The sequence below is a fragment of the Steroidobacter sp. genome (genome assembly GCF_036406195.1).
Classification (GTDB): domain Bacteria; phylum Pseudomonadota; class Gammaproteobacteria; order Steroidobacterales; family Steroidobacteraceae; genus Steroidobacter.
The window spans coordinates 18,478-45,141 of sequence record NZ_DASWVW010000060.1 but is presented as its reverse complement, the minus strand read 5'-3'; the positions used below and the strand labels follow the sequence as shown (position 1 = coordinate 45,141).

Sequence of the window (26,664 nt, the reverse complement as noted above, 5' to 3'; positions counted from 1 at the left end):
GCGCATCATGCCGCAAACGACGGCGGATCGGCGAATGCCGAATAGACCAGCGTGCGCAGCTCGCGACGCACGTTGTAGAGCGTCGAGGGGATCAGTTGCGTCATGAAGATCACGATCAACTGCTCGCGCGGGTCGATCCAGAAATAGGTGGATGCCATGCCGCCCCACGAATAGTCGCCTGCGCTGCCGGGCAGGAGGCAGCGCGCCGGGCTGGTGGTGACCGCGAAACCCAGGCCGAAGCCGACGCCCGAGAATGCGACTTCGCTGAACAGGCCCACGCACACATCGGTCAGGTCCTTGCCGCCGGCCAGGTGATTGGTGGTCATCAGCTCGACGGTCTTGCGGCTGAGCAGGCGAGTGCCTTCCAGCTCGCCACCGTTCAACAGCATGCGACAGAAGCGCAGATAGTCCGCCGCCGTGGACACCAAGCCGGCACCGCCCGAAACAAAGGTCGGCGCCCGCAGGAACGGACTGGCCTGCGGATCGTCCTGCAGCTTCATGCCCCCTTCGGGCGTGGCGAGATAGCAGGCTGCGAATCGCGATGCCTTGGCCGCGGGCACATGGAAATCGGTATCCACCATGCCGAGCGGCGCGCTGATCCGCTGACGCACGAACTCATCGAACGGCACGCCGGAGACTTTGCCGACCAGATAGCCGAGCACGTCGGTGGACACCGAGTAAGTCCAGACCTCGCCCGGCGACGCTTCCAGCGGCAGCTTCGCCAGACCTTCGATCATTTCCTCGAGCGTGCCGCTGCCGTTCGGATCGCCCCAGCCGAACTTGCGATACGCGGCGTCGACATTGGTTCGCTGCTGCAGGCCGTAAGTCAGGCCCGAGGTGTGGCGCATCAGATCGACGATGCGCATGGGCGCGGTGACGGGCCGCGTGCGAAACGCGCCGGCGACGCCGGCTTCATACACGCCCAGGTTGCGCCATTGAGGAATGTATCGATGCACAGGATCGTCGAGCGCAATCAGGCCTTCTTCCACCAGCATCATCATGGCCACGCTGGTGACGGGCTTGGTCATGGAATAGATGCGGAAGATCGTGTCCTGCTGCAAGGGCCGCGCTCGCTCCACATCCATGTGACCTTGCACGCTGAAATGTGCGATCTCACCGCGTCGTGCGACCAGCGCCAGCGCGCCGGGCAGACGGCCGGTGTCGAGATAGCGCTGCCGTAGATGGCGATCGAGATGCTGCAGGCGGCTGCTGGAGAGGCCCACGCTTTCAGGAGATACGACGGACATTCCCGTTCCTCGTCTGACAATGGTCAAAGGCGCGACGTGCGTTGCGGGTCGCGCATGAAGATATAGACCAGCAGCGAGCAGAACACGCAGCCGGTCACATACCAATAGAACAGTTCTTCGTGGCCGGCGTTCTTGAACGCCAATGCGATCATCTCGGCGCTGCCGCCGAACAAAGAAACAGCGATTGCATACGGCAGTCCTACGCCCAGGGCGCGGATCTCCACTGGAAACAATTCCGCCTTCACCACCGCGTTGATGGAACTGTATAACGACGAAATCGTCAGCGCGACCAATATCAGAAAGAACGCGGTCCACATATCCTGTGCCTGCGACAATGCCGTCAACAGCGGCACGGTGGCAAACAGTGCCAACGTGCCGAACGTGACGAGCATGCGGCGCCGGCCAACGCGATCGGACAATGCGCCCATCAAGGGTTGAATCAGCATGAAGATGAACAGGTTCGCGGTGGCCACCAGCGTCGACTCGCCTTTGTCGAGGCCCACGGTATTGACCAGGAACTTCTGCATGTACGTGGTGAACGTATAGAAGAACAGCGTGCCGCCCATGGTGAGGCCGACGACGATCAACGCCTCGCGCGGATACTTCAGCAACAAGGCCAGTTGACCGGCCTGCGGCGCATCGGATTTTTTCTTGAACGCCTCCGTCTCCATGAGATTGCGGCGCAGATACAGCGCGGTCAGCGCTGCTAACGCACCGATGGCGAAGGGAATGCGCCAGCCCCAGGCTTCCAGCTGTTGGGCATCGAGCACGAGGAACTGCAACACCATCAGCACGCCGAGCGCCAGCAACTGGCCCATGATCAGCGTCATGTACAGGATGCCGGAATAAAAACCGCGGCTGCCGCGCGGCGCGATCTCACTCATGTAGGTGGCGCTGGTGCCGTACTCGCCACCGACGCTGAACCCTTGCAGCAATCGTGCGACGAGCAGCAGGGCAGGCGCGGCGGCGCCGATGGTTTCGTAGGTGGGAGTCACCGCGATCATCAGCGAGCCCAGGCACATCAGCGTGACCGACAGCGTCAGCGCAGCCTTGCGACCATGTCGATCCGCGTAGCGTCCCAGCACCCAGCCGCCGATCGGACGCATGAAGAAACCGACCGCGAAGATCGCCGCGGTATTCAGCAGCTGGACGGTGTGGTTGCCTGCGGGAAAGAAGCTGGGCGCGAAATAGATGGCGAACGCGGCGTACGTGTACCAGTCGTACCACTCGATGAGATTGCCGATGGAGCCGCCGAAAACGGCGCGGACTCGTTGGCTGGCGGTCGTGTTGGGAGCGGCGGTCCCCGCGCTATCGTTCACTTATCATTGTTCGGTGAGCCCGGAAGCGGACCGTGCGATGGTGAACAAAAGCGGCTGCAAAATAAAGGCCCCGAGTAGGGGCCTGACGAGCAGGGGCCTGAAGGGATTCACGGATTCGCCCGTGGCGGTGCCACCGTCAATGGCCGGATCGTGAATCTCGAGACGAACCTGATGAACCCGGCCGGCTCTCGCTGGCGCCCGGACCACTGCCGCCGCGAATCATCTCGGCGGGATCGTGCTCTTTGGCGCGCTGCTTGGCTTGTTCCTCCGCACGCCGGATGTCTTGCTCCTCGCGCGGCGAGACGTTGCCGGCCTTGTCGATCTCGCGCTGACCGCGCTCGGATTCGACGAACTCCTGCGTCGCCTTGCGATAGTTGCGATCAGCGGTCTTGTTGCCTTCGCCTTCGTTACGCTGTCTGCCCATGTATTCCTCCAATGCGTCCCGGTAGTGCTGGGGTACTGCTGGCTAGAACGCCCCCTGCAAAGCGAGGTTCCGTGACCGCCGTAGCGATGCTGTAGAGATACTGGACCGTCAGGCAAGGTATGCTCTCAGGGTGTACTGGATACTCGCTACAATCTTCATCCTGATCGCGCTGGCGGTGCCGAGATATCGGCCCATCGGTGTCGTTGGTTGCGTGCTGCTGGGCGCGATGCTGACTTGGGGCGTAATACAGCGCTTACGCAGTCCTGCCGATGATGCCGGGTCCCAGGTGCAGCAACGCGGCCGACCGACATCACCGGCGGCGGCAATGCAGGTGATCGCGCCAGAACAGGTGCAAGTCGAGAACCTGAAGATGACCGGCGGCGGCGCGCCGTTCGAGCTCAGCGGCCGGATCGAGAACCGCTCGGATGCGCAGCTGAAGTCGATCACACTGCTGGTGACGCGGCGTGATTGCTACGAGGGCGCGCTGGACCCCAGCGGTTGCGTGGTGCTGTGGCAGGACAAGCACTGGATCTCGATCGCAGTCCCTCCGGGCGAGGCGCGCGATTTTTCGAGCCAGGTGTGGATGAGAGGCGCGGCACCGCGCTCGCGCGGTACGGTCGAAGATTCGTTCACGGTGGTGGCTGCGTCGGGCGAGCGAGTGCGCCCCGTCGATGATCCTCAGTCCCCGCCGCAGAAAAACCCCTGATTCCAAGGCGGCGGGTGCATGCAGCTGGTATTGAGTTATGCGATTGCGGGCTGGTCGGGGTTCTTCGTCATGGCAGTGGAACTGCTCGGTGGGCGGTTGCTCGCGCCGACCTTCGGCAGCAGTATTTACGTGTGGGGCGCAATCATAACGGTGTTCATGCTGGCGCTGTCGATCGGTTATCTGCTCGGCGGACGCTTGTCCATGAACGCGCCGAGCGTGCGCAAGCTCGGCCTGATCCTGATCGTCGCCGCGCTTACCGTGCTGCCGCTGTTGCTGTTCGCGATTCCGATGCTTGACGCTGTGGCCAACGCCATTCCCGATCCGCGCTTTGGTTCATTGGTAGGCGCGACGGCATTGTTCTTCATTCCGACGGTATTCTCGGGAATGATTTCGCCGTATGCGGTGCGGCTCATCGTCCCCGACCGGTCGAGCTCGGGCCGGCACGCCGGCCAGCTGTACTTCGTGTCGACGTTCGGTAGTGCGGCGGGCACGCTACTCACCTCTTTTTACCTGGTACTCATCATGGAGGTGGATCACATCCTGATGGCATTGATGGCGATTTCGTGCTCGCTGGGAGCGGCCGCCTGGCTGGTACGCGGAGAAGCGCATGCGCAGTAGTTGGATGGCGTTGCTATTGCTATTGTCCGGCTTCGTCGCCGCCGGGCAGGCTGCCGCCAATGACATGAAGCTGTTGCACTCCGAGCGCTCGTTGTATCGGGAAGTGCTCGTCTACCAGGCGGGCGATGTGCGCTGTATCTGTTTCACGCGCTACTGCCGCATCGGCCGGCAGACCTGCCAGGATGTGAAGCAGCCCGAGCGCATCGTGATGAACTATCCGCAGATGATGCTCGGCGCGTTGTTCGCCAAACCCGATCCAAAGTCGATACTCATCATTGGTCTGGGCGGCGGCACCATTCCGCGCGCGCTCGAGGAAGTCGTGCCCGATGCGCGCATCGATGTGGTCGAGATCGATCCGGCGGTAGTGAAAGTCGCGCGGCGCTTTTTTGATCTCGGCAACAGCAGTTCCGTAAACGTGATCGAAGCCGACGGCCGCGTGCAAGTGAAGCGCGCGCTACGCCAGCAGCAACGCTACGACATCGTCATGCTGGATGCCTTCGATCATGAATACATTCCAGAGCACTTGCTGACTCGCGAGTTCTTGCAGGAAGTGAAGGGGCTGCTGACGCCCTCGGGAGTGCTGGCGGCCAACACGTTTTCGTCGAGCCGCTTGTACGATCACGAGTCGGTGACTTATGCGTCCGTGTTTCCGCAGTTCTTCAATCTCAAGCGCGAGAACCGCGTGATCATCGCGGCCAATGGCGCGCTGCCGACGGATGAGCAGTTGGCGCAGAACAGCGAACGTTTCGAAGCTGCCTTCGATTCGTTCGGTTTCAGCAGCCGCAAGATACTGGACTTGTTCTCACGCAAGCAGGACTGGAAGCGCAATGCTCGTGTCCTGACCGACCAGTATTCCCCCGCAAATCTGCTGAATCTCGGGCGAGACTGATCAATCGCGGCGGGACAGCAGGCCGATCAGCAGCGCGACACCTGCCACGACACCGATGACGGTCCAGGAGTGATCGCGCACATATTCGTCCGTGTGCCGGGCGTACCTGCGCACGCGACGGTGCATCCTGCGGTTGTAGAGATGATCGAACGCCTGCTTCACGGTCTTCTCGGTGCGCGCGCGCGCTTCTTGAACGCGATCGTTCGCGACATCGGCCGTGGCGCGCAGCAGCGCTTCGGCATCGCGGGCAACGTTCTGCAGATCGTTACGCAGATTCCGCATTGGGGTATCGAATGCGCCGTTTCGCATGGGAGGTCTCCTGAGCTCTCGTGGTGGGGCGGCCGCTGAGCCTGGACGTTCCGCCGGTCTTTGCAAACAACGCCATGCATTGCTGACAGGTTCCACGTAGGATCAGCGCCGGGCAGGACCGATACCGGCTTCGTATGCATAGTTTGCACACGAGGTTTGCGCACCAGGTTTGCGCACTACGTTTGCATGGGGCGCCGTCCCGGACAACAGCACGGAGTTGTTATGGCCACCAAGAGCAAGACGACTGCGAAGCGCAAGCGCGCTCCGGCGAGACGCAAGACTCCGAAAAAAGCTGCGCCGCGTACACGAGGTGTGTTGCCGGAAGAATGTCGCCTCGATGAACTGCAAGGCGACGCGGCCGAGGTGGCCGCACGCATCGAGCGCGAAGGGGGCCTGCTGATCGCCAGCTATTATGAGCCGCTGGGTCGCAATCCGCTGCTGCTGGCCGCGCTGCCCATCGAGCAGGTGGAGCCGACGCCGTTTCAGCGCGACCTTTCCGATGCGCATCACAAGAAGCTCTCGGGCGTCATCGATCGCATTGGCCTGTTCCTGGACCCGGTGATCGCCATCACCGCGCCCAAGGAAGGCTTCTGGACACCCAACGGCCGGCATCGGCTCGAGGCCATGCGCCGGCTGGGCGCCAAGACCATCATCGCGCTGGTCGTCCCGAAGCGCGAGATCGCCTGGCAGATCCTGGCGCTGAATACCGAGAAGGCGCACAACTTGCGCGAGCGCGCGCTCGAAGTCATTCGTATCTACAAGGGCCTGATCGAGGAAGACCCGCGCCGGCCGGAGAGCGATTTCGCGTTCTATCTGGAGGAGGCGTCGCTGGTGACGCTGGGGCTGTGCTACGAGCGCCGGGGCAACTTCGCCGGCGGCGCCTATCATCCCATCCTGCGGCGGCTGGAAGAGTTCTCCTCGGAGTCGCTGCAGAAGTCGCTGCAGGTCCATCAGAAGTACGCCGATCAGCTGTTCGAGCTGGACGAGAAGGTCACCGACATCGTCGATAAGTTGAAAAAGCGCGGCCTGGTGAGCCCGTACCTGCGCGCCTTCGTGGTCGCGCGCATCAATCCCTTGCGCTGGATCAAGGACGAGCCGCCGCCGCTGCCGGAAGTGCTCAAAACCATGAAGGAGCGCCTGGCCAGGTTCAATGTCGAGAAGGTGAACCAGCAGGATCTGGCCAAGGCGGCCGGCGCGCCGGACTCGGAATAACCAGTGGTTGGCGGTTGGCGGTTAGTGGTTGGTCGGACCTGAACCGAGGCCCACGCGCCCCCTACCTAACCACTAACCGCCAACCGCCAACCGCTGGCCGGGCTGGCGCCGTGCTTGCCCTTCCCGGTGCCGCCCGCTATGTTCGCGCCTCCAAAGGATGAGGCAACTGTTTGCATGGCAATGAATTTCCTGGACTTCGAGCAGCCGATCGCCGAATTGGAGGCGAAGATCGACGAGCTCAAGTTCGTTTCCAGCGATGCCGAGGTCAATATCGGCGAGGAGATCGCACGGCTGCGCGCCAAGAGTCGGGCGCTCACCACCAGCATCTTCTCCAACTTGAGCCAATGGCAGATTGCGCAGCTGGCCCGCCATCCGCAGCGGCCGTATACGCTGGATTACGTCAGCACCATCTTCAGCGATTTCCAGGAGCTGCATGGCGACCGGATGTATGCCGACGATCACGCCATCGTGGGCGGCGTGGCCCGCCTGGATGGCCGGCCGGTGATGCTCATCGGCCAGCAAAAGGGCCGGGACACCAAGGAGCGCGTGCGTCGTAACTACGGCATGCCCAAGCCCGAGGGCTATCGCAAGGCGCTGCGCCTGATGCGCATGGCCGAGCGCTTCCAGTTGCCCTTGATCACCTTCATCGACACCTCCGGTGCCTACCCTGGTGTCGGTGCCGAAGAGCGCGGTCAGAGCGAGGCCATTGCCCGCAACTTGTTCGAGATGTCGGCCCTGGAAGTGCCCATCATCAGCGTGGTGATCGGCGAGGGCGGCTCGGGCGGCGCGCTGGCGATCGGGGTGTGCGATCGTTTGCTGATGCTCCAGTACAGCATCTATTCGGTGATTTCGCCGGAGGGTTGCGCCGGCATCCTGTGGCGCAGCGCGGATAAGAAAGATCTGGCCGCCGAGGCCATGGGCGTGAGCGCCGAGCGCATCGCCAAGCTCGGCGTGGTCGACGAAGTTCTCAAGGAACCTTTGGGCGGCGCGCATCGCGATCCGCAGGCCATGGCCGATACGTTGAAGGATGCGCTGCTGCGCCACCTCAACGAATTGCAGGCCAGGCCGCTGGAGCAGTTGATGAAGGCGCGCGAACAGCGCCTGCGCGGCTACGGAGTCTACAGCGTCGGTTAAAGGTGCCGTAGCTCATGTTCTCGCCACGTGAGCTGCAGACTCGCTTGCACAGGCCCGCCGGCGGCCTCGCGTTGCTGCCGCCGGATGCGTCGGTCTGCGTCGCTTTCAGCGGCGGTCTCGATTCCACAGTCTTGTTGCATTCATTCGCCCGTCTCGCCGCGCAAGCGGAAACTTCGCAGCATCAAAGCTATCGCGTGCGAGCCGTGCACATTGATCACGGACTGCACGCCGATTCCGCACTGTGGCGCGACCACTGCGAGCAACAGGCTCGATCCCTGCAGGTTGAATTCAAGTCGATCCGCGTCGAGGTGACGCGCATCGCCAGGCTTGGCCTGGAAATGGCCGCGCGCGATGCTCGATATGATGCCTTCGCGAAAGAGCTGCGGCCTGGCGAATATTTGCTGCTCGGTCAGCACGCGGATGATCAACTCGAGACGGTCTTGCTCGCGCTGATGCGTGGCGCCGGTGTGTTGGGATTGAGCGGGATGCCGAGATTCGAACAATTCGCCCGAGGCGCGCTGCTGCGACCGCTGTGGGATTTCACGCGAGCCGAGTTGGAGCAGTGGGCGAGGGCGGAGGGCCTGCGCTGGCTCGGCGATCCCTCCAACGACAATCACGCTCTCGATCGCAATTTCATCCGTCACCGCGTCGTCCCGGCATTGCGCGAACGCTGGCCCGCGGCGGCACAAACGGCGCTGCGCTCTACGCAACATCTGCAGGAGGCATGGCGAACCCTGGAGCAACTCGCCGCGATCGATGCCGAAACGGCGCTGAGCGGCGAGTGCCTCGATGTCGATCGGCTGGCCGCGCTCAATCCCGAGCGACGTCGCAATCTGCTCCGATATTGGATCCGCCGACGCGGCGCTCGGGCTCCGTCCACTCGCAAGCTGACGGCAATCGAGCACGACATGCTGTCGGCAAGCGCGGATCGCACTCCATGCGTGGCCTGGGATGGCTGGGAAATGCGGCGGCATCGAGGCTGGCTGTACTGCGAGCCCCATTTGCCATCGCTCGACACCGATCAAGAAATGTCGTGGTCGCACCAGGCGCCGCTCGTTTTGCCCGCGGGCCTGGGTACATTGCGCATGATGGTCGCTGAGTCAGGCCGCCTCGATCCGGCCAAGCTGCCGGCGAATCTGACAGTGCGCTTTCGCGCAGGCGGCGAGACCTTGCAGCCCGTCGGGCATCGCTTTCACCACAAACTCAAGAAGCTGCTGCAAGCGGCTGACATCCTGCCGTGGTGGCGCGAACGCCTGCCGCTCGTTTATGCGGGCAAGCAACTGGTCGCTGTCGGCGATTTGTGGATCGCCGCGGAATTCGCGACTGAGGCCGGCAAGCCGGGCCTCGCGGTAGTCTGGGACGAGCGGCCCGCAGTCGTCGCCCATCGTTCGAGTACTTAACGCATTCTCGGCCGGCGCATCGTGCCGTACGGACAATTTCCATGCATGCGCGGCTATCGCCGCCGCGCGCTTTGAGTTACACTGCGCTCCCGTCGTGATTCTAGTGATGCGCGCGCCATTCGGTGGATGTGAAGCGCCGCGTCACCGACTTTGCTCCCCCCTTTATCTGCGACGGTGCTTACGATGACGCGTTTTATTTGTGTGACCGGCGGTGTGGTTTCCTCGCTGGGCAAAGGTATTGCCGCGGCTTCCCTGGGCGCCATCCTCGAATCGCGCGGCCTCAAGGTCAGCATGGTCAAGCTCGACCCGTACATCAACGTCGATCCGGGCACCATGAGCCCGTTCCAGCATGGCGAGGTGTTCGTGACCACCGATGGTTACGAGAGCGACCTGGACCTCGGCCACTACGAGCGCTTCGTTCGCACCACCACTTCACGTAATTCGAACTTCACCACCGGGCGCATCTACGAGCGTGTGATCGCGAAGGAGCGTCGTGGCGATTACCTGGGCGCGACGGTGCAGGTGATTCCGCACATCACCGACGAGATCAAGCACTGCATCCGCATGGGCGCCGGCGACGCCGACATCTGCATGGTGGAGATCGGCGGTACGGTGGGCGACATCGAATCGCTGCCGTTCCTCGAGGCGATTCGCCAGCTGGGCGTGGAGCTCGGCCGCAACAACGTGCTCTACATGCACCTGACCCTGATTCCGTACATCCCGAGCTCGGGCGAGATCAAGACCAAGCCGACCCAGCACTCGGTGAAGGAGCTGCGCTCCATCGGTATTCAGCCGGACATCCTGGTGTGCCGCGCGCAGAGCGCGCTGCCCGCCGAGCATCGTCGCAAGATCGCGCTGTTCACCAATGTGGAGGAGCGCGCCGTGATCACGGCGGTCGATGCCGACGATCTCTACAAGATTCCGCAACTGCTGCACGAAGAAGGCCTGGACGACATCGTGGTCGACAAGCTGCGTCTCGACGTGCCGCCGGCCGATTTGTCGGAATGGCAGCGCGTGGTCGAAGCCAAGGCGAATCCCGATGCGAGCGTCACCATCGCGATGGTCGGCAAGTACGTCAACCTGCGCGACTCTTACATCTCGCTGTCCGAAGCGCTCACGCATGCTGGCGTGCGTACGCGCACGCGCGTGAACATCCAGTTCGTCGAGGCGACCGACGTGGAGAAGCACGGTACCGCCTGCCTCGAAGGCGTGGATGCCATCCTCGTGCCCGGCGGCTTCGGCGAGCGCGGTATCGAAGGTAAGATTGCGGCGATCAAGTTCGCGCGCGAGCGGCAGATTCCGTATCTGGGCATCTGCCTCGGCATGCAGCTGGCGATCATCGAATACGCTCGCAACGTTGCGGGCCTGCAAGGCGCGCATTCCACCGAGTTCAATCGTGCCACGCCGCATCCGGTGGTCGCGCTGATCACCGAGTGGCAGGACGAGAAGGGCAATGTCGAGCAGCGCAGCGAGAAGTCGGACATGGGCGGCACCATGCGCCTGGGCGCCCAGGAGGCGCGACTGTCACACGGCTCGAAAGCTCACCAGATCTATGGCTCCGACACGGTGATGGAACGCCATCGCCATCGTTACGAGTTCAACAACCGTTACCTGCAGAAGCTGATGAACGCGGGCCTGCGCTTCTCCGGCTTCTCGCGCGACGGCCTGGTGGAAATGATCGAGCTGCCGACGCATCCATTCTTCGTGGCGAGCCAGTTCCATCCGGAATTCCGCTCCACGCCGCGCGATGGTCATCCGTTGTTCACCGGCTTCGTGAAAGCCGCGCGCGCTTATCACCAGAGCCAGCAGCCTGAAGAGAAGCGCGTCGCCGTCGGCGGCGCCTGACTGGCTATCGAAACGAGGCCATCGAGACTTACATGCGACTGCTGAATTTCGACGTCGGGCCGGACAAGCCGTTTTTCCTGATTGCCGGTCCCTGCGTGGTCGAAAGCGAAGGGCTGATTCTCGACACGGCGGGCAAGCTCAAGGAGCTGACCACGCGGCTGCAGATTCCGTTCATTTTCAAGTCATCGTTCGACAAGGCCAACCGTTCTTCCGCCAGGAGCTTCCGTGGCCCGGGCATGGAGGAAGGCTTGCGCATTCTGTCCGAAGTGAAGCGCCAGCTGGGCCTGCCGGTGCTCACCGACGTGCATGAAGACACGCCGTTCGCCGAAGTGGCCGAGGTTGTCGACGTGCTGCAGACGCCGGCGTTTCTGTGCCGCCAGACCAACTTCATCGTCAATGTCAGCTCGCACAACCGGCCGGTGAACATCAAGAAGGGTCAGTTCCTGTCGCCTTGGGAAATGCAGAACGTGGTCGACAAGGCTCGCTCCACCGGCAACCAGCAGATCATGGTGTGCGAGCGCGGCTTCAGCTTCGGCTACAACAATCTCGTCTCCGACATGCGCTCGCTGTCGGTCATGCGTGCAACCGGCGCGCCTGTCGTTTTCGACGCCACTCATTCGGTGCAGTTGCCGGGCGGCAAAGGCACCGCGTCGGGCGGTCAGCGCGAGTTCGTGCCGGTGCTGGCGCGCGCCGCGGTGGGCGCGGGCGTCTCGGGTTTGTTCATGGAAACCCATCCCGATCCGGATAAAGCGCTCTCCGATGGCCCGAATGCGTGGCCGCTGGGGCGCATGGAAACTCTGCTGACCACACTGAAAGAACTAGACCAAGCCGTGAAGTCGCGGCCCTACGAGGAAAGTTTGTTATGAGCAAGATCGTCGACATCCGCGGCCGCGAAATCATCGATTCGCGCGGCAATCCGACCGTGGAGGCCGATGTATTCCTGGAGTCCGGCGCGATGGGACGCGCCGCGGTTCCCTCTGGTGCATCCACCGGCGCGCGCGAGGCCATCGAGCTGCGCGACGGCGACAAGTCGCGTTATCTCGGCAAGGGCGTGCTCAAGGCCGTTGGCAACGTCAATGGCGAGATCAAGAAGCTGCTGGTGGGCCGCGACGCGGGCGATCAGGCCGCGATCGACCAGGCCATGATCCAGCTCGACGGCACCGAGACCAAGTCGCGCCTTGGCGCCAATGCATTGCTCGCTGTGTCGCTTGCCAACGCGCACGCGATGGCGAAGGAAACCAAACAGCCGCTGTTCCGCCGCCTGGGCACGTCCACGACGCTGCCGGTGCCGATGATGAACATCATCAACGGCGGCGCGCACGCCGATAACAGCGTCGATATCCAGGAGTTCATGATACTGCCGATCGGCGCGCCGTCGCTGTCCGAAGCGCTGCGCTATGGCGCGGAGATCTTCCATACGCTCAAGAAGGTTCTGCACGAGCGCAAGCTCGCGACCTCGGTGGGCGACGAGGGTGGTTTCGCGCCCGACCTGCCGTCCAACGAAGCGGCGCTGGAAACCATTCTCGAAGCCATCGATCGCGCCGGCTACAAGGCCGGCAAGCAGATCTTCCTCGGCCTCGACGTGGCCAGCACCGAGTTCTTCAAGGACGGCGTGTATCATCTCGAGTCCGAGAATCGTAAGTTCAACTCGACGCAGTTCGCCGATTACCTCGAAGGCCTGGTGGGCCGCTATCCCATCGTCACCATCGAAGACGGCATGAGCGAGGACGACTGGGACGGCTGGGCGTTGCTGACGCAGCGGCTCGGCAAGAAGGTGCAACTGGTGGGCGACGATCTGTTCGTCACCAACACCAAGTTCCTGAAGCAGGGCATCGACCGGAAGATCGCCAACGCCATCCTGATCAAGGTCAACCAGATCGGCACGCTGACCGAAACGCTGGCCGCCATCAACATGGCCGCCGATGCCGGTTATGCGGCGGTGGTGTCGCATCGCTCCGGCGAGACCGAAGATGCGACCATTGCCGACATCGCGGTCGCCACTCGCGCCACGCAGATCAAGACGGGCTCGATGTCGCGTTCCGATCGCATCGCCAAGTACAACCAGTTGCTGCGCATCGAGCAGGAGCTGGGCAGCGAGGCCAAGTACGCGGGCATCGAAGCGCTGCCGGTGCCACTGCCGGGCATGTCGTGCTAAGAAGTGACAGGGCCGAAAGAGATCTTCGCTAACCTGCCATGAAAATTCTTGCCGCCGGCCTGGTCATCGTCCTGGTGCTGCTGCAGTACCGGCTGTGGCTGGGCGACGGCGGCATGGCCGAAGTGCGTCGGTTGCGCGCGGAAATCGAAGATCAGCGCGAACAGAATCGCGCACTCAAGGAGCGCAACCGGACGCTGGCCGCGGAAGTGCAGGACTTGAAGAAGGGCACGGTCGCCATCGAGGAGCGCGCGCGCACCGACCTGGGCATGGTGGGCAAGGGCGAGACCTTCTATCAGGTCGTCCAAACCAAGCCGATTGCGCAGCCTGCGCCGAGCGTCCCGCGCGAGGACGAGGACGAGCGCGGCGGTGGCAGTTCACGCAGCGGTGGCACGTCCAGCGTCATCCAAGCGCGCGTGCCGAACAAAGATTAGCGCCGTCTGGTTCGGGGACCAGAGGATCCGTGGTGAGCAGAAACTTTTGGGTCATCGTGCCCGCGGCCGGCAGTGCTCGCCGCATGGGAGGCGCTGTTCCCAAACAGTATCTGCCGCTGGCGGGCCGAACGGTGATCGAGTGGTCGCTTGCGCCTTTTCTGGCGCATGCCTGCACTGCCGGCATCGTCATCGCGCTGGCCGAGCAGGACCCACGGTGGTCGCGAATGGAGCTTGCCAGGGAGGCGAAGATCATGACGACGAGCGGAGGCGCGGAGCGCATGGATTCGGTTCTGGCGGGGCTCGAGGTCTTGCAGGCGAAAGCGGCGCCGGACGACTGGGTGCTGGTGCACGATGCGGCCCGGCCGTGCTTGTCCGCCACGGATCTGGATCGCTTGCTCGAAGAACTGAATGACGATGCGGTGGGCGGGCTACTCGCCGCACCGGTCGTGGATACATTGAAGCGTGCCGATGAGAACGGCAGGGTCGCGCAAACGGTGGCGAGAGAAAAACTCTGGCGCGCACTGACGCCACAAATGTTTCGACGCGATATCTTGCAGCGGGCTCTGGCCGAGGCGCGAGCGCGGGGTGTCGCGGTGACGGATGAAGCGCAGGCGGTCGAGGCGCTGGGATTGCAACCGAAGCTGGTGGCCGGCGATGCCGACAATATCAAGATCACGCTGCCCGAAGACCTGGCGCGCGCCGAGCGCATCTTGAGATCACGGAGCCCGGCATGACTTCTCACCTTCGCATCGGGCAGGGATACGACGTACACGCATTTACCACCGGTGATCATGTGACGCTGGGCGGCGTGAAGATTCCACACTCGCACGGTGTTCTCGCTCATTCGGACGGCGATGTGCTGTTACATGCCATCTGCGATGCGCTGCTCGGCGCGGCAGGGGCGGGCGACATCGGCATGCACTTTCCCGATACCGATCCGCGCTGGAAGGGAGCCGACAGTCGCGCCTTCGTGCGTCATGTGCGGGAGCTGCTCAAAGAACGCGATTTTGTCATCGTCAATGTCGATTCGACCGTGATCTGCGAGGCGCCGCGGCTCGGCAAGTATCGCGAAGCGATGCGTACCAATATCGCGTCCGATCTGGGCATCAACATCACGCGCGTCAACATCAAGGCGACCACGAGCGAAAAGATGGGTTTCATCGGCCGCGCCGAGGGACTGGCTTGCCAGGCCATTGCGCTCATCGAGTACATTTCTGCATGAGTCGGATGAGCTGGGCCGACTTCATGAATCTGCCGTGCGCGCACGGTGGCCCGGCAGGCAGTGCTCGCTTGCGTTCGATGCCCGAAGACTTCGTGGTGCGCGAGTGGCTCGGATTCGGCGCTGATGGTGACGGCGATCACCTGCTGTTGAAGATCCGCAAGCGTGGCGCGAACACGATGTGGGTCGCCAAACAACTGGCGCGAATGGGCAAGATACCGCCGCGTGATGTCGGCTTTGCTGGCCTGAAAGACCGCGATGCCGTCGCCGAGCAATCGTTCACCGTGCCGGCACGATCGGCGGTTCCGAATTGGCTCGGCGTCACGGGCGAGGGGTTCGAAGTCATCGGTGCGGAACGTATCCGTCGCAAGCTCAAGCGAGGCGCGCTGAAGGGCAATGACTTTGAGCTGGTGCTGAGGGACTTCGTTGGCGACGCAGCCGTGCTGGAGCAGCGATTGCAGAAGCTCGCGGCAGCGGGCGTGCCCAATTATTTCGGGCCGCAGCGCTTTGGCCGCGACGGCAACAACATTGCGACGGCGATTGCATGGTTCGAAGGCGGGCCTGCTCCCGAGCGTATGGAGCGAGGTTTTGCGTTATCCGCCGCGCGCTCGGTGATTTTCAATGCGGTGCTTGCCGAGCGCGTGAATGACGGCACTTGGAATCATCTGCGCGACGGCGATGTGGTGAACCTCAACGGCAGCGGCAGCATCTTCCTTGCCGAGAGCATCGACGACACGCTGCGCGAGCGATGCGATCGTCTCGACGTGCATCCCACCGGGCCGATGTGGCATGGCGATGCATTGCCGTCGACGGGCGCGGTCGCTGAGATGGAATTGCAGATCGCCCAGCGTCACGCGACGCTCGCCGAGGGCTTGTCGAAAGCGAAGCTGGAGCCGGAGCGACGCCCGTTGCGCGTGCCGGTGAGGGAGCTGCGCTGGCGCATCGATGGTGCCGACGTGCATCTGCAGTTTCGTTTGCAGCGAGGCTCGTTCGCGACCGCGGTGCTACACGAGCTGATCAGCAATGCATTCCAAGCGGATACCCCCGAGGCGGATGTATGACTTCAATGCGCGCTACGGGGCGTTCACTTCACTCGCAACAGCACGTATACGGCGCCGCTGCCGCCATCGACCTGTCGGGCCGAGCCGAAGGCTTGAATGGCATCGATCCTCTGCAACCACTGGTTCACCACGTTCTTCAGGACCGGGCCGCGAGGGCCAGAGCGGCGACCCTTGCCGTGAATGATGCGCACGCAGCTCATGCGCCGCTGCAGCGCTTCGGTGAGGAACTCGCGCATGGCTGCTTTCGCCTCGGCTCCGGTCATGCCATGCAGGTCGATCTCGGCGTCGACCGCGTAATGGCCGCGGCGCAGTTTGGTCAGCACTGCTTCTGGAATGTGGGGCCGTCGAAAGCTCAGCTCGTCGCCGGTGGCAAGCGCGGCTTCATCGGACGGTGGCAGCAGGCTTTCCCGGAGCACCTCCTGTTGGTCCGCACGCGTAAAGCGCGCGAGAGGCGGGGGCTTGGGGCCCGCTGGGATATGCTTGCCGGAGTCGCGGAGGCGGCGCACGTCGCGCATCGCCTCGCGAAAAGTCCGGTCGTCAGGATCCCGATCGTCGTTCACCACTCGCTCCAGCGCCGCAGTAGTCGTCTCATCCAGCGCCCCGGTTCGATTACCGCGGGGCCCGTCATGAAGTTGAGGCGTCGATTCCAGTATAGTTCCGCGCCGCAAGTTGGCATGAACCTTCCATCCGGAGCCACGGGATGGATCTCCCGGGCCTATACATGAAGATTCTCCTCAGCAATGACGATGGCTATCGAGCCGAGGGCCTGCGCGCCCTGGGCGATGCCCTGGCGCCGCTGGCCGACATTACCGTAGTCGCGCCGGACCGCAACCGCAGCGGTGCCAGTAACTCACTGACGCTCGACGTGCCGCTGCGCGTGCTGCCCTATGACGAGCGCAAATTCATGGTGGTCAACGGCACGCCCACGGATTGCGTGCATCTGGCCATCTCCGGGCTGTTCGATGACGAGAGCGATCCGGACATGGTCATCTCGGGCATCAACGACGGTGCCAACCTCGGCGACGACGTGCTCTATTCGGGCACGGTCGCGGCGGCCATCGAGGGGCGCTTCCTGGGCTTGCCGGCCATCGCCATGTCGCTGGTGATCCGGCCGGACTCGGGCAATCACTTCGCCACCGCCGCGCGCGTCGCCGCCGAGCTGGTGCTGCGCATTCGGCGCACGCCCTTGCATCAGGCCACCATCCTCAACGTCAATGTGCCCGATGTGCCTTATGAGCAGCTGCGCGGCTATCAAGCGACGCGGCTGGGATTCCGTCATCGCTCCGAACGCATCGTCCGCATGGACGATCCGCGCGGCCGGCCGGTGTATTGGGTCGGTCCCGCCGGCGGTGGTCAGGATGCGGGGCCGGGCACCGACTTCCATGCAGTGGCCAACAACTATGTATCGGTGACGCCGCTGCAGATCGATCTCACGCGTCATTCCATGCTGGACGACATGCGCAACTGGTTGCAGGGGCGAGTGGAATGAAACCACCGGCGCCCAAGACCACCCACAGGATCACAGCCAGCACCAGTGGCAATCGCGCCGGCATCGGCATGACGTCGGCGCGCACGCGCGAGCGTCTGGTCCAGCGTCTGCGCGATCAGGGCATCGTCAATCCGGCGGTGCTGGATCAGATCCGCAACGTGCCGCGACATTTGTTCGTCGACGAAGCGCTCGCCACGCGTGCCTATGAGGACACGGCGCTGCCCATCGGGCATGGCCAGACCATCTCGCAACCTTTCGTCGTGGCGCGCATGACCGAGGCGATGATCGAAGCGGGCACGCCCGGCAAAGTGCTGGAGATCGGCACGGGCTGCGGTTATCAAACCGCGGTGATGTCGCCGCTGGTGCGTTTTGTGTATAGCATCGAGCGCATCGGCGCTTTGCAGGAGCGCGCGCGCCAGCGCTTGCGGGAACTGAATATCGGCAACGTCCATTTACGTCATGGCGACGGCTTCCAGGGCTGGAGCGGGTACGCGCCCTATGACGCGATTCTGATGGCGGCCGCGCCGCTCGCGATTCCTGAAGTCTTGTTCAGTCAGCTGGCACCGGGTGGCCGGCTGATCGCGCCGGTGGGGCCGGAAGGCCGGCAGCAACTGGTGCGCATCACTCGCCGCGGCGATGAGCTTCACAAGGAGACCCTGGGGTTGGTCAGCTTCGTTCCGTTGTTGAAAGGCCTGGATTGATGGGCCCCGAGTCGATGAGGCTGGGCGCGTGTCGTGCCGGTGGCTCGCGCCGATACTGATCGCCCTGGCGCTGCTGGCCGGCTGCGCCTCCAACGGCGATCGTCCCGCTACGTATCTCGTAAAGCGCGGCGACACCCTCTATTCGATCGCGTTTCGTCACAAGCTCGATTATCGGGACGTGGCGCGCTGGAATCGTATCGGCCGGGATTATGTGATTTATCCCGGGCAGACCTTGCGTTTGTATCCTCCTGGCGGCAGCAGCGCGCGAACGGCATCGGCACCCACCACTTCAAGCAGAAGGACTCCGCCGAAGGCGAGACCCGCACCTACGCCGCCGCCACGACGCGCGACTCCGAGCGGACCTCCCGTGAAATGGCACTGGCCCGTGAATGGCGGCACGGCCACGCTCACTTCGCGCCCCAATGGGGGACACGGACTGACCATTGCCGGCCGGCTCGGAGAAGAGATCCGTGCCGCGGGCAATGGCAAGGTTGTTTATACCGGCTCCGGGCTGCTGGGTTACGGCCAGCTGGTCATCGTTAAACACAACGAAACGTACTTGAGCGCGTACGGCCATTTGCAGTCGGTGTTGATCGCGGAGGGCGATACGGTCGGGGCCGGGCAGCGCATCGCCACCATGGGCAACGGGCCGCAAGGCTCACCGCAGTTGTACTTCGAGATTCGTATCAACGGCACACCGGGCAATCCGCTTTCATTGCTGCCGCAACGTTGAGAGCGGTTCGCAAATACGATCGTTGGTCCGATCGTTGCAACGTGTTTTTGCATCGCCTGTTCTGCGCTGGACAGGATTGCCCCCGTGGCTTTCTCGATGCGCGTAAGGGTTGCGCTGCGCGCGCTCGTGTGTCTAAATCCGCCCCCAACGTGTCAGCGGCCGCTCAATCCAGGGTGACCGGGTGAAGACGCGGGGGCGGAGGGGGATTCGAGGAAACAGCGCGAAGAAGAACAAAAGCAAAATAACAAGAATATTTCGTCCAGCGACGACTCCTTTGGAGCGCACTAGACGAGTTGGGTCGAACGATCTTCAGTCCCTCGCGTCTTCTCCCGGTCATCCTGGCAACAGGGTGACCGGGAGAATCGTTTGAGACTCCAGATCGGGCCCGCGCGGTTTCCCGATCCTCGTTCGTTTTCTTTGTGACTGCTGCTCGAGCCGAGCGGCGCTATTGAGCACTTCCCAGCAGCAGCGCCATCACCACGGTGCGACCTTCGCTCGCCAGGATGTTGTAGGTGCGGCAGGCGGCGCCTGTATCCATCACCTCGCAGCCAATGCCGCGCGATAGCACCGCGCCGAGGATCTCGGGCGCGGGAAACTCCTGGCGCGGTCCAGAGCCGATCACCACCACCTCGGGCTTCATCGCGAGCACCGGCTGCAAATCATCGACCGACAGATCGGCGGCGGTGCGCGGGCGCCAGTCGCTGACGATCTGATCGGCCGCCACCAGGCAGCTGCCGCGAATTACGGTCTCGCCGATGCGCACCTCGCCAGCCGCATACGAGCGGATCAGGTTGATGCCACCAATGTTCTCGTCGGTCAGTTTCATTCGGCTACCATAGCGCAGGTCCCTGCCACTGCTGAAGATGTGAAGACGCTGACGTCCACCGTGACCCTGATCGTTCCCGAGCTGAATCCGCCCGATCAGAATCCCCTGGGCGCGGAGCACGAGGCGGGTACCGGTCGACTGCCCCCGCTTACTCGCCTTGCACGCCTTGCAGGTCGCGGTTCGGTGCTCAAGCGGCAGATCGAGGCGGGCAGGGGAGCCTTACATGCGGCCGTGCTCGATGCACTTCAATTGCGCGATGCCGCCGACCAGTATCCGAGCGCAGCGGTCATTCGCACCGGCGCCACCGGCGAGCGTGCCATTGGTTTCTGGCTGCGTGCTCAGCCTATACACTTCGCGGCGGGTCTGGATCGTCTGACGACGATTCCATTGCATGGCGCGGCTCGCATGAGTGCCGCCGAGCGCGCGGCGTTGTCACCGACACTCGCCGATCATCTGCAGTCCACGGGTATTCAGCTGCACGAGGGTGCGGATGGCGAGTGGCTGCTGCGTAGTGAAGAGCCGTTGCAGGTGCAGACGGTCACTCCGGAGTTTGCTGCCGAGAATCCGCGTGCCGACATTTTGCCGACCGGGCGGGATGCGGGCAGCCTGCGCCGCTTGATGACAGAAATGCAGATGCTGTTACACGACCATCCGGTCAACAGATCGCGTGAGCGCCGCGGCTTGCCCGCGATGAACGCGATATGGGTGCATGGGGAAGGGATGTTGAGTGACGTGACACCGCAGTCATTGCCCGAGGCCAGCGGCGATGATGTTTATTTGCAAGGTATCTATCGCTTGCATGGCCTGCCGGTGCAGCCCAAATCTGCCGATGCAGCGAGCTTGTTGACTCGCATCGCGGGCCCGACCGTCGCGATCATCGATCCGCCCGATCTACGCGCGCTCGAAACGAATTGGCTCGAGCCGCTCAGCCGTGCTTTGCTCCGCGGCGCCATTTCGAATCTGACGGTGCTGTTCGACGGATGGCGCATCGATACCGATCGTGCCGCGATGTTCAAATTCTGGCGCCGCCCGCTGCCGCCGGCGAACTGGGCTGCATGTTGAACCGCACTATCCGTCGTCGCGAGGCAGGAGCTTCGCTCGCGTTGCCTGGCGATCTGCATCCGCTGTTGCGACGTTTGTATGCCAACCGCGGCATCAATGCCGCCGACGATCTGGATCTCGGACTGGCGCGCCTGATTCCAGTGAGCCGGCTGGGCGGCATCGATGCCGCCGTGGACTTGCTGTGTGAGCACTTCAGTCGCGGCAGTCGCATCGTGGTGGTGGGGGACTTCGATGCCGACGGCGCGACCAGCACGGCACTGGTGGTTCGTCAGCTGCGAGGGCTGGGCTTCAAGCACGTCGATTTCCTCGTGCCCAATCGGTTTCAGTACGGCTACGGTCTCACGCCGGAGATCGTGCAGCTCGCGGCGGAAGCGCGCCCGGGCTTGATCGTCACTGTCGATAACGGCATCTCCAGTCACGCCGGCGTTACCGCGGCAACCGCGCTCGGCATCCAGACGCTGATTACAGATCATCATCTCGCGCCGGCCTCGGTGCCGGCGGCCAATGCCATCGTCAATCCGAATGCGCCGGGCGACTCGTTTCCCAGCAAGGCGCTGGCGGGCGTGGGCGTCGCGTTTTATTTGATGGCGGCGTTGAGCCGTGCCATGCAGGATCGCGGACTGTGCAGCAATGCGCCACCGGTCGCGGACCTGCTGGATCTGGTGGCACTCGGCACGATTGCGGATCTGGTGCCGCTGGATAGAAACAATCGCATCCTGGTGCACCAGGGGCTGCGTCGCATTCGCGCCGGTCGCTGCATCGCGGGGATTCGCGCCTTGCTCGAAGCGGCCAACTGCATTGCCGGCAATGTCGTGGCAGCGGATCTGGGCTTTCAGATCGGCCCTCGCTTGAACGCGGCGGGCCGGCTCGACGACATGTCCATCGGTATTCAATGTCTGCTGACCGACGATCCGAATACCGCGCGGCTGCTGGCGGCCCGGCTCACGCAATTGAACAGCGACCGCAAGGAGCTGGAGCTGCAGATGCAGCAGGAAGCGCTCATGGCCATCGCCGACATGCGTGCCGAAGATCCGCAGCTGCCGCTCGGTCTATGTTTGTTCGACGAGTCGTGGCATCAGGGTGTGGTCGGTCTGGTGGCCTCGCGCGTCAAGGACCGCGTCCATCGTCCGGTGATCGCACTGGCTCGCGCGGACGCGAACACGTTGAAAGGTTCGGCTCGCTCGGTCCCGGGCGTGCACATTCGCGATGTGCTCGATGCGGTGGCAACGCGTCATCCGGGGTTGATCGAGAAGTTCGGCGGCCATGCGATGGCGGCGGGGCTGACCTTGCCGGCCGCTGCCCTGGAAACATTCCGTGCCGAGCTCGACGCCGAGGTGCGGCGCTGGATGAGTGTCGAGGACACCATCGGCGTGGTGCATTCCGACGGCGTCCTGCAGCATGACGAGCTGACGCTCGACGTTGCGCGGCTGCTGCAGCAGGCCGGGCCTTGGGGCCAGGCTTTTCCGGAACCGCTGTTCGATGGCTGTTTCGAGGTGCGCAATGTGCGCATCCTGGGCGAGCGGCACCTCAAGCTGGAAGTGCGCGCCGACGGCCACAACGGGCGCACCGCCAGTTGCGAAGCGATTGCGTTTCGCCATTTCGATCACGACGACGCGCCGCAGGTGCAGCCGGATTCCCGCGTGGAGCTGGCCTACCGGCTGGACGTGAACCGCTACAACGGCGCGGAGCGGTTGCAACTGGTGGTGGAGTATCTGCGGGTCTTGTAGATGAGTGGCTGGCGGTTAGCGGTTAGTGGTTGGTCGAGCCAGGAAGCCTCCGGAGCTAACCGCTAACCGCCAACCGCTTCTGTGATAGCATCGCCATCCCGCATTTTCCCGGCCATTCGCACGCATTCATGGAAATCAATCCCATCCTCCGTTCCATCGAAGACCTCACCGAGCGCAGCGGGGCGCTGAGGAGGTTTCTTTGACTACGACACCAAGAGCGAACGCCTCGCGGAAGTAACCCGCGAGCTGGAAGATCCCGCCATCTGGAATACGCCCGATCGCGCTCAGGAGCTGGGCCGGGAGCGCGCCCGCCTGGAGCAGATCGTCGGCACGCTGGATCGGGTCGATAACGGCCTGAAGGATGCGTCCGAGTTGCTGGAAATGGCGGTCGCCGAGAACGAGCCCTCGGCCATCGCCGATGTGGAGCGCGACATCGCCCAGCTCGAAGCTCAGGTGAAGAAGCTGGAGTTCCAGCGCATGTTCCCGGGCGAGATGGATGCGCACAGCTGCTTCCTGGACATCCAGGCCGGCGCCGGCGGCACCGAAGCGCAGGACTGGGCGGCGATGCTGATGCGCATGTACCTGCGCTGGGGCGATCAGCACGGCTACAAGACCGAGGTCGTCGACGTGAACGACGGCGAAGTCGCGGGCATCAAGAGCTGCACCATCAACTTCAGCGGCGACTATGCCTACGGCTGGCTGCGTACCGAAACGGGCGTGCACCGTCTGGTCCGCAAGTCGCCGTTCGATTCGAATGCGCGGCGGCACACGTCGTTCGCCTCCGTCTTCGTCTCGCCCGAAGTCGATGAGGACATCCAGATCGACATCAATCCGGCGGACCTGAAGACCGACGTGTATCGCTCCAGCGGCGCCGGCGGTCAGCACGTCAACAAGACCGAATCGGCCGTGCGTATCACCCACGTGCCCACCGGCATCGTGGTGGCCTGCCAGGCCGAGCGCAGCCAGCACAAGAATCGCGACAAGGCGATGAAGATGCTGAAGGCGAAGTTGTACGAGCTGGAAGTGAACAAGCGCAACGCCGCCGCCAAGGTGCTGGAAGACTCCAAGTCGGACGTGAGCTGGGGCAACCAGATCCGTTCCTACGTGCTCGACCAGTCGCGCATCAAGGATCTGCGCACCAACGTCGAGGTCGGCGCCACCGACAAGGTGCTCGACGGCGATCTCGATCAGTTCCTGGAAGCGAGCTTGAAGCAGGGCCTGTAACGCATATGACTGAACCCACGCAACCTCCCCAGTCGACCGCCAAGTCGACCGCCAAGTCGGCCGCCAAGGCGAATCCGTCGAGCGCGGCGGAGCAGGCTCCGGTGGACGAGAACAAGCTGATTGCCGAGCGGCGCGCCAAGCTCGAAAAATTGCGTAGCAGCGGCGTGGCGTTCCCGAACGATTTCCGCCGCGACGCGCTGGCCGATCAATTGCACACGGCGTATGCCGATCGCCCGCCCGAATGGTTCGATCAGAACACGGTGCGCGTGAAGGTCGGCGGCCGCATGATGGTCAAGCGCGTGATGGGCAAGGCGAGCTTTGCCAAGATCATGGACCGCACCGGCGAGATCCAGCTGTTCATCCAGAGCACCGCGCTCGGCTCGGTGTACGACGAGTTCAAGACCTGGGACGTGGGCGACATCCTGGGCGCCGAGGGCACGCTGTTCATCACCAAGACCGGCGAGCTGTCGGTGAAGGTGGAGAAGCTGCGGCTGCTGGTGAAGTCGCTGCGCCCGCTGCCCGACAAGTGGCACGGCCTGGCGGACCAGGAAACGCGCTATCGCCAGCGCTATGTCGATCTCATCGTCAGCCCGCAAAGCCGGCAGGTGTTTCGCACGCGCACGCGCATCGTGAAGTATCTGCGTGACTTCTTGGATGCGCTCGATTTCATGGAAGTCGAAACGCCGATGATGCAGGCAATCGCCGGCGGCGCGGTGGCGCGGCCGTTCGTGACGCATCACAACCAGCTCGACATCGATTTGTATCTGCGCATCGCGCCCGAGCTGTATCTGAAGCGCCTGGTGGTGGGCGGTTTCGAGCGGGTGTACGAGATCAATCGCAACTTCCGCAACGAGGGTGTGTCGACGCGACACAACCCCGAGTTCACGATGCTGGAGTTGTATCAGGCGTATGCCGATTACACCGACCTGATGAATCTGGTCGAGCGCATGTGCCAGGGGCTGTGCGACACCATTCTCGGCACGCGTCGCATCGAATATCAGGGCGAGGTGTTCGACTTCGGCCAACCGTTCCGTCGCGTCACGGTCGAAGACCTGGTGGTGCATTTCAACCCGGGCATCGAGCGCGCCAGGCTGCGCGATGTGGAGTACCTGCGGGCTCACTGCGACAAGCTGGGCATTCCTCATTCGCCTGGCGACGGACCGGGCAAGCTGCAGATCGAGATCTTCGAGAAAACGGCCGAGCACCGGCTGGTGGCGCCGACTTTCGTTTACGCCTATCCCACCGAAGTCTCGCCGCTGTCGCGGCGGAATGATTCGGACCCGTTCATCACGGATCGCTTCGAGTTCTTCGTCGGCGGCCGCGAAATCGCCAACGGCTTCTCCGAGCTGAACGATCCCGAAGATCAGGCGCAGCGTTTCAAGGAGCAGCTCGCCCGCAAGACGGCGGGTGACGAGGAGGCCATGCAATACGACGCCGACTACATCCGCGCATTGGAATATGGCCTGCCGCCCACCGCCGGCTTGGGCATCGGCATCGATCGCCTGGTGATGTTGTACACCAACTCACCCTCGATTCGCGACGTGCTGCTGTTCCCGTACATGCGCCCGGAGACCTGATCTGGAGGCGCCGGCTGGGTCCCCAGGATCATGTGAGAAACTCCGCGCTTTTCGCGGATTCAGCAACATCAGACTGAATCTCTTATTCAACCGCGTAGGGCAGCGGCACGCGAGTGAGGATCGCCGTCTGGCCATCGATGTGTAAGGGTGAGTCTCGCTGCGCGAGGCTGACGACGGCGAGAATCTCGGAGCCACTGTCGGTGGGCGCGGAATCGACAACCTCACCGGCATGTTGCTCGCCAGATAGAACTCGCGTGCCCGGTGCGGGCGCCGGGCCAGGGCTCTGGAAAAGAAACATCCGCCGCTTCACCGTCCCCCGGAAGTGGGCGCGAGCGATGATCTCCTGGCCCGTGTAGCAGCCTTTCTCGAAGCTGATGCCACCGAGCAGATCGATGTTGAGCATCTGCGCCACGAATGCTTCGTGAGTTTCCGGATACACCTGGGGTAAGCCGGCACGAATGTGAGAGAGGTGCCAGCGATGCTCGCCGGCTGCATCGACGGGCGCGGAGAACGCACCGAGTAGCAACACGTCATCGATGCCGGGAACAGAAACGCCGGGAAGCGAAAAATAGCTCACCCCATCGATCTGGCGATGGGCACCGCTCTCCAATGTCACATCCGCAGGCAAAGCAGAGCGGGGCGCAACCGCGATTTGCAAGTGTTTGGCGGCCTCCACCTTCGCCTTTGCACGCAATACATACTTCCGCAAACGCAGCACGGTGGTGTCGACCAGCGAGGCCGGCAGCACTAGCGCGATGCCATCGCCGCGAGCGAGCACCCAGAACACCGCCTGCACGCGCCCCTGCGGGGAATTGCAGCAGGCGAGCTGCACCCGATTCGAATCGAGCGCGTCCAGATCGGCCGTCAGCTGACCTTGCAGATAAGAACGAGCGTCGGCCCCGCTCACCATAATTGCGGCGAGCCGGGTCAATTGGATGGCCGAAGGCACTGACGGCACTGCGGCGCCGTTGGCCACGCTGTCAGGGATACTGTTAGGGGCAGACATTCGTGAAATCCGAAATCAAGCCTCGCCACAAACGAAAAGCGCGCCGTTCCTGCATCGGGGTGCTTCTGGCACACTACCGGTCGTTTGAACGGTTCCGCCATCATCGTCCGGTTCAATGGCAGATACAAATTCGAGGCCAACCACAACGACAAGTTCGCGGACGGGGGGCGATGTCCCCGCCGTGGAGGCGGATGTGACCGATAAAGGGACCGGAGCGGGTGGCTCGGGTTCCCCGCCGAAAGAGATCGGCGGCCGCGACGGGCCGGAGCCGACGCGCTTCGGCGATTGGGAAAAAGCGGGCCGCTGCATAGATTTCTGAGTCTCTATTTTGATTCGGCACGATTGCCCAA

28 protein-coding genes are annotated in these 26,664 nt (G+C 63.2%); 21 read left to right on the top strand and 7 right to left on the bottom strand.

Annotated features, from left to right (window positions below):
* Positions 1-5: 5 nt before the first annotated feature.
* The 3 genes from VGE08_RS23480 to VGE08_RS23470 form a co-directional block, all read right to left on the bottom strand.
* Positions 6-1,247, bottom strand: a complete 1,242-nt coding sequence (locus VGE08_RS23480; protein WP_331070365.1) for a serine hydrolase domain-containing protein — start codon at positions 1,245-1,247, stop codon at positions 6-8.
* Positions 1,248-1,270: 23 nt separating this feature from the next.
* Positions 1,271-2,566 (bottom strand): MFS transporter, encoded by a 1,296-nt coding sequence (locus VGE08_RS23475; protein WP_331070364.1) that lies wholly within the window; start codon positions 2,564-2,566, stop codon positions 1,271-1,273.
* A gap of 136 nt (positions 2,567-2,702) precedes the next feature.
* Positions 2,703-2,990, bottom strand: a complete 288-nt coding sequence (locus VGE08_RS23470; protein WP_331070363.1) for a hypothetical protein — start codon at positions 2,988-2,990, stop codon at positions 2,703-2,705.
* 130 nt (positions 2,991-3,120) lie between these two features.
* Here VGE08_RS23470 and VGE08_RS23465 point away from each other — a divergent pair, with 130 nt between their 5' ends.
* The 3 genes from VGE08_RS23465 to VGE08_RS23455 are packed head-to-tail and all read left to right on the top strand — an operon-like array spanning position 3,121 to position 5,203.
* Positions 3,121-3,696, top strand: a complete 576-nt coding sequence (locus tag VGE08_RS23465) for a hypothetical protein (protein ID WP_331070362.1) — start codon at positions 3,121-3,123, stop codon at positions 3,694-3,696.
* Between the two features lie 18 nt (positions 3,697-3,714).
* Positions 3,715-4,314 (top strand): fused MFS/spermidine synthase, encoded by a 600-nt coding sequence (locus VGE08_RS23460; RefSeq protein ID WP_331070361.1) that lies wholly within the window; start codon positions 3,715-3,717, stop codon positions 4,312-4,314.
* Positions 4,304-5,203 (top strand): fused MFS/spermidine synthase, encoded by a 900-nt coding sequence (locus tag VGE08_RS23455; protein WP_331070360.1) that lies wholly within the window; start codon positions 4,304-4,306, stop codon positions 5,201-5,203. Before VGE08_RS23460 ends, VGE08_RS23455 begins: the two co-directional genes overlap by 11 nt.
* Here the strand turns inward: VGE08_RS23455 and VGE08_RS23450 are convergent, their stop codons facing one another.
* A complete protein-coding gene (locus tag VGE08_RS23450) occupies positions 5,204-5,512 on the bottom strand; it encodes a DUF883 family protein (RefSeq protein WP_331070359.1) in 309 nt (102 codons plus the stop codon).
* Between the two features lie 222 nt (positions 5,513-5,734).
* On the opposite strand from VGE08_RS23450, the gene VGE08_RS23445 reads away from it, so the two are divergent.
* The 10 genes from VGE08_RS23445 (at position 5,735) to truD (ending at position 15,969) form a co-directional block, all read left to right on the top strand.
* Positions 5,735-6,724, top strand: a complete 990-nt coding sequence (locus VGE08_RS23445) for a ParB N-terminal domain-containing protein (protein ID WP_331070358.1) — start codon at positions 5,735-5,737, stop codon at positions 6,722-6,724.
* A gap of 174 nt (positions 6,725-6,898) precedes the next feature.
* Positions 6,899-7,858: an acetyl-CoA carboxylase carboxyltransferase subunit alpha gene (locus VGE08_RS23440; RefSeq protein WP_331070357.1), complete on the top strand. Its 960-nt coding sequence runs from the start codon at positions 6,899-6,901 to the stop codon at positions 7,856-7,858.
* A 14-nt stretch (positions 7,859-7,872) separates the two neighbouring features.
* Positions 7,873-9,258 (top strand): tRNA lysidine(34) synthetase TilS, encoded by a 1,386-nt coding sequence (gene tilS, locus VGE08_RS23435; RefSeq protein ID WP_331070356.1) that lies wholly within the window; start codon positions 7,873-7,875, stop codon positions 9,256-9,258.
* 183 nt (positions 9,259-9,441) lie between these two features.
* Positions 9,442-11,103, top strand: a complete 1,662-nt coding sequence (locus tag VGE08_RS23430) for a CTP synthase (RefSeq protein ID WP_331070355.1) — start codon at positions 9,442-9,444, stop codon at positions 11,101-11,103.
* A gap of 32 nt (positions 11,104-11,135) precedes the next feature.
* Positions 11,136-11,969, top strand: coding sequence for a 3-deoxy-8-phosphooctulonate synthase (gene kdsA, locus VGE08_RS23425; protein WP_331070354.1), 834 nt, complete (start codon positions 11,136-11,138; stop codon positions 11,967-11,969).
* Positions 11,966-13,258, top strand: coding sequence for a phosphopyruvate hydratase (eno, locus tag VGE08_RS23420; protein ID WP_331070353.1), 1,293 nt, complete (start codon positions 11,966-11,968; stop codon positions 13,256-13,258). Before kdsA ends, eno begins: the two co-directional genes overlap by 4 nt.
* 38 nt (positions 13,259-13,296) lie before the next feature.
* Positions 13,297-13,689 carry a cell division protein FtsB gene (gene ftsB / locus VGE08_RS23415; RefSeq protein WP_331070352.1) on the top strand — a complete coding sequence of 131 codons (393 nt, stop codon included), beginning with the start codon at positions 13,297-13,299 and terminating at the stop codon, positions 13,687-13,689.
* Between the two features lie 32 nt (positions 13,690-13,721).
* A complete protein-coding gene (ispD, locus tag VGE08_RS23410) occupies positions 13,722-14,423 on the top strand; it encodes a 2-C-methyl-D-erythritol 4-phosphate cytidylyltransferase (RefSeq protein ID WP_331070351.1) in 702 nt (233 codons plus the stop codon).
* Positions 14,420-14,911 carry a 2-C-methyl-D-erythritol 2,4-cyclodiphosphate synthase gene (gene ispF / locus VGE08_RS23405; RefSeq protein WP_331070350.1) on the top strand — a complete coding sequence of 164 codons (492 nt, stop codon included), beginning with the start codon at positions 14,420-14,422 and terminating at the stop codon, positions 14,909-14,911. Before ispD ends, ispF begins: the two co-directional genes overlap by 4 nt.
* The gene (gene truD / locus VGE08_RS23400; RefSeq protein WP_331070349.1) at positions 14,908-15,969 is read left to right on the top strand and encodes a tRNA pseudouridine(13) synthase TruD; all 1,062 of its coding nucleotides are present in this window, start codon (positions 14,908-14,910) and stop codon (positions 15,967-15,969) included. The genes ispF and truD overlap by 4 nt, the downstream gene beginning before the upstream one ends.
* A 23-nt stretch (positions 15,970-15,992) precedes the next feature.
* Here truD and VGE08_RS23395 read toward each other — a convergent pair whose 3' ends face one another.
* Positions 15,993-16,529 (bottom strand): Smr/MutS family protein, encoded by a 537-nt coding sequence (locus VGE08_RS23395; RefSeq protein WP_331070348.1) that lies wholly within the window; start codon positions 16,527-16,529, stop codon positions 15,993-15,995.
* Positions 16,530-16,690: 161 nt separating this feature from the next.
* Here VGE08_RS23395 and surE point away from each other — a divergent pair, with 161 nt between their 5' ends.
* The 3 genes from surE to VGE08_RS23380 are packed head-to-tail and all read left to right on the top strand — an operon-like array spanning position 16,691 to position 18,892.
* Entirely contained in the window at positions 16,691-17,458 is a 768-nt protein-coding gene (gene surE / locus VGE08_RS23390) for a 5'/3'-nucleotidase SurE (protein ID WP_331070347.1), read from the top strand.
* Positions 17,455-18,159 (top strand): protein-L-isoaspartate(D-aspartate) O-methyltransferase, encoded by a 705-nt coding sequence (locus tag VGE08_RS23385; protein WP_349258786.1) that lies wholly within the window; start codon positions 17,455-17,457, stop codon positions 18,157-18,159. The genes surE and VGE08_RS23385 overlap by 4 nt, the downstream gene beginning before the upstream one ends.
* Before the next feature lie 28 nt (positions 18,160-18,187).
* Entirely contained in the window at positions 18,188-18,892 is a 705-nt protein-coding gene (locus tag VGE08_RS23380) for a peptidoglycan DD-metalloendopeptidase family protein (protein ID WP_331070346.1), read from the top strand.
* Positions 18,893-19,337: 445 nt separating this feature from the next.
* Here the strand turns inward: VGE08_RS23380 and VGE08_RS23375 are convergent, their stop codons facing one another.
* Complete coding sequence (locus tag VGE08_RS23375; protein ID WP_331070345.1) at positions 19,338-19,718, bottom strand: Mth938-like domain-containing protein; 381 nt, start codon at positions 19,716-19,718, stop codon at positions 19,338-19,340.
* A gap of 39 nt (positions 19,719-19,757) precedes the next feature.
* On the opposite strand from VGE08_RS23375, the gene VGE08_RS23370 reads away from it, so the two are divergent.
* The 4 genes from VGE08_RS23370 (at position 19,758) to lysS (ending at position 25,308) form a co-directional block, all read left to right on the top strand.
* A complete protein-coding gene (locus VGE08_RS23370; RefSeq protein WP_331070344.1) occupies positions 19,758-20,780 on the top strand; it encodes a hypothetical protein in 1,023 nt (340 codons plus the stop codon).
* Positions 20,774-22,507: a single-stranded-DNA-specific exonuclease RecJ gene (recJ, locus tag VGE08_RS23365; RefSeq protein ID WP_331070343.1), complete on the top strand. Its 1,734-nt coding sequence runs from the start codon at positions 20,774-20,776 to the stop codon at positions 22,505-22,507. Before VGE08_RS23370 ends, recJ begins: the two co-directional genes overlap by 7 nt.
* Positions 22,508-22,635: 128 nt before the next feature.
* Positions 22,636-23,731, top strand: a protein-coding gene (prfB, locus tag VGE08_RS23360) for a peptide chain release factor 2 (RefSeq protein WP_333783776.1) whose coding sequence is annotated in 2 segments (ribosomal slippage) — positions 22,636-22,698 and positions 22,700-23,731 — 1,095 coding nt in all. Because the reading frame shifts where the segments join, the coding sequence is not laid out codon by codon here.
* Between the two features lie 5 nt (positions 23,732-23,736).
* Complete coding sequence (gene lysS / locus VGE08_RS23355) at positions 23,737-25,308, top strand: lysine--tRNA ligase (RefSeq protein WP_331070342.1); 1,572 nt, start codon at positions 23,737-23,739, stop codon at positions 25,306-25,308.
* Between the two features lie 82 nt (positions 25,309-25,390).
* Here lysS and VGE08_RS23350 read toward each other — a convergent pair whose 3' ends face one another.
* Complete coding sequence (locus VGE08_RS23350) at positions 25,391-26,314, bottom strand: hypothetical protein (protein WP_331070341.1); 924 nt, start codon at positions 26,312-26,314, stop codon at positions 25,391-25,393.
* Positions 26,315-26,429: 115 nt separating this feature from the next.
* Here VGE08_RS23350 and VGE08_RS26655 point away from each other — a divergent pair, with 115 nt between their 5' ends.
* The gene (locus tag VGE08_RS26655; RefSeq protein WP_414717529.1) at positions 26,430-26,633 is read left to right on the top strand and encodes a DUF1674 domain-containing protein; all 204 of its coding nucleotides are present in this window, start codon (positions 26,430-26,432) and stop codon (positions 26,631-26,633) included.
* Positions 26,634-26,664 lie beyond the last annotated feature (31 nt).

What these genes read in the sequence shown, in the direction of transcription:
- VGE08_RS23385 (WP_349258786.1), top strand. Translation starts at nt 17,455, where the DNA reads ATGAAACCACCGGCGCCCAAGACCACCCACAGGATCACAGCCAGCACC.
- VGE08_RS23350 (WP_331070341.1), bottom strand. Translation starts at nt 26,314, where the DNA reads ATGTCTGCCCCTAACAGTATCCCTGACAGCGTGGCCAACGGCGCCGCA.
- kdsA (WP_331070354.1), top strand. Translation starts at nt 11,136, where the DNA reads ATGCGACTGCTGAATTTCGACGTCGGGCCGGACAAGCCGTTTTTCCTG.
- VGE08_RS23450 (WP_331070359.1), bottom strand. Translation starts at nt 5,512, where the DNA reads ATGCGAAACGGCGCATTCGATACCCCAATGCGGAATCTGCGTAACGAT.
- VGE08_RS23445 (WP_331070358.1), top strand. Translation starts at nt 5,735, where the DNA reads ATGGCCACCAAGAGCAAGACGACTGCGAAGCGCAAGCGCGCTCCGGCG.
- VGE08_RS23375 (WP_331070345.1), bottom strand. Translation starts at nt 19,718, where the DNA reads ATGAAACTGACCGACGAGAACATTGGTGGCATCAACCTGATCCGCTCG.
- lysS (WP_331070342.1), top strand. Translation starts at nt 23,737, where the DNA reads ATGACTGAACCCACGCAACCTCCCCAGTCGACCGCCAAGTCGACCGCC.
- VGE08_RS23470 (WP_331070363.1), bottom strand. Translation starts at nt 2,990, where the DNA reads ATGGGCAGACAGCGTAACGAAGGCGAAGGCAACAAGACCGCTGATCGC.
- tilS (WP_331070356.1), top strand. Translation starts at nt 7,873, where the DNA reads ATGTTCTCGCCACGTGAGCTGCAGACTCGCTTGCACAGGCCCGCCGGC.
- eno (WP_331070353.1), top strand. Translation starts at nt 11,966, where the DNA reads ATGAGCAAGATCGTCGACATCCGCGGCCGCGAAATCATCGATTCGCGC.
- ftsB (WP_331070352.1), top strand. Translation starts at nt 13,297, where the DNA reads ATGAAAATTCTTGCCGCCGGCCTGGTCATCGTCCTGGTGCTGCTGCAG.
- VGE08_RS23480 (WP_331070365.1), bottom strand. Translation starts at nt 1,247, where the DNA reads ATGTCCGTCGTATCTCCTGAAAGCGTGGGCCTCTCCAGCAGCCGCCTG.
- ispF (WP_331070350.1), top strand. Translation starts at nt 14,420, where the DNA reads ATGACTTCTCACCTTCGCATCGGGCAGGGATACGACGTACACGCATTT.
- VGE08_RS23455 (WP_331070360.1), top strand. Translation starts at nt 4,304, where the DNA reads ATGCGCAGTAGTTGGATGGCGTTGCTATTGCTATTGTCCGGCTTCGTC.
- VGE08_RS26655 (WP_414717529.1), top strand. Translation starts at nt 26,430, where the DNA reads ATGGCAGATACAAATTCGAGGCCAACCACAACGACAAGTTCGCGGACG.
- truD (WP_331070349.1), top strand. Translation starts at nt 14,908, where the DNA reads ATGAGTCGGATGAGCTGGGCCGACTTCATGAATCTGCCGTGCGCGCAC.
- VGE08_RS23460 (WP_331070361.1), top strand. Translation starts at nt 3,715, where the DNA reads ATGCAGCTGGTATTGAGTTATGCGATTGCGGGCTGGTCGGGGTTCTTC.
- recJ (WP_331070343.1), top strand. Translation starts at nt 20,774, where the DNA reads ATGTTGAACCGCACTATCCGTCGTCGCGAGGCAGGAGCTTCGCTCGCG.
- VGE08_RS23430 (WP_331070355.1), top strand. Translation starts at nt 9,442, where the DNA reads ATGACGCGTTTTATTTGTGTGACCGGCGGTGTGGTTTCCTCGCTGGGC.
- VGE08_RS23440 (WP_331070357.1), top strand. Translation starts at nt 6,899, where the DNA reads ATGGCAATGAATTTCCTGGACTTCGAGCAGCCGATCGCCGAATTGGAG.
- surE (WP_331070347.1), top strand. Translation starts at nt 16,691, where the DNA reads ATGAAGATTCTCCTCAGCAATGACGATGGCTATCGAGCCGAGGGCCTG.